This window comes from Curtobacterium sp. 9128 (assembly GCF_007673775.1).
Lineage (GTDB): Bacteria > Actinomycetota > Actinomycetes > Actinomycetales > Microbacteriaceae > Curtobacterium.
Window position 1 is genome coordinate 1 of record NZ_VEAF01000013.1, and the last position, 1,115, is coordinate 1,115.

At 65.2% G+C, this 1,115-nt stretch carries 1 protein-coding gene and 1 rRNA gene; both read right to left on the bottom strand.

Annotated features, from left to right (window positions below; genetic code table 11):
- On the bottom strand, positions 1 to 213 hold a 213-nt coding region (locus FS641_RS18295; RefSeq protein WP_222122130.1), incomplete at its 3' end, for a hypothetical protein.
- Positions 214 to 818: 605 nt separating this feature from the next.
- A 5S ribosomal RNA gene (rrf, locus tag FS641_RS17750) occupies positions 819 to 935 on the bottom strand.
- Between the last annotated feature and the right edge of the window lie 180 nt (positions 936 to 1,115).

Sequence of the window (1,115 nt, forward strand, 5' to 3'; positions counted from 1 at the left end):
ACGGACGATCCCCATCCCGACGCGGACGATCCGAGTTGAACGGACGATCCCCATCCCGACGCGGACGATCCGAGTTGAACGGACGATCCCCATCCCGACGCGGACGATCCGAGTTGAACGGACGATCCCCATCCCGGCGCGGACGATCCGAGTTGAACGGACGATCCCCGTCACGACGCGGACGATCCGAGTTGAACGGACGGTCACCGTCACGACGCGGACGATCCGAGTTGAACGGACGATCCCCTCGCGGACCATCGGACCGGGGAGGCCGACCCGACGAATCGCGGTCCCCACGCCATGCAGGCCGATCCGAACGCTGCCCGCCGTCACGGAACCCACGGCCAGCAGCGCTGTCCCGCGGCCCACGGTCCCCACGGAAGGGCCGATCGCCGTCCCGCTGCGGCCGGTCACGACGCTCACCCTCGCGGCGCTCGAACTCACGCGGCCCGGACGACCAACCCCCACGCGCGCCATCGCGCCCGGGAGCTCCGTCACGGCGCGGTCCTCGGTCGCCGTCTCGACGGGGCCGCCCACCACGCTCGTCGTCGCGGTCGTTCCGCCGTTCGTCGTCGTTCGCCACCGTTGTGCTCCTCGTTGCGTGCCGGAGCTGCTGCGCCGGCGGTCGTCCGCTGTGTCGTTGTGGATGTCCGCGCCGTCCATGGCCTCGAGCGGCACCAGTCCATCACGGACTGTGCTCGACGTCGAGGGCCAGGACAGCACGGTGAAACAGAAATGGCCACTGGCCTCCACGAGAACGAGGGTCTCCCCTACGAGTTCTCGATGGAGGGCCAGTGGCCACATCATTCTTACGTTGAGTCCGGCGGCGTCCTACTCTCCCACAAGGTCCCCCTTGCAGTACCATCGGCGCTGAGAGGCTTAGCTTCCGGGTTCGGAATGTGACCGGGCGTTTCCCTCTCGCTATGACCACCGGAACACCATCGACCCAATCACTGGATCAACACTGTTCCTTCAATAGCTGAAGTATTCAGTTTGATTCCCGATCGTCTGTCGGGAACCACAAAGTGGACGCGAGCCCCACACCGAAGTGCGGGAAATAATTGTGTTGTCAAGTCTTCGGCTTATTAGTACCGGTCAGCTCCACGGGTCGTTAG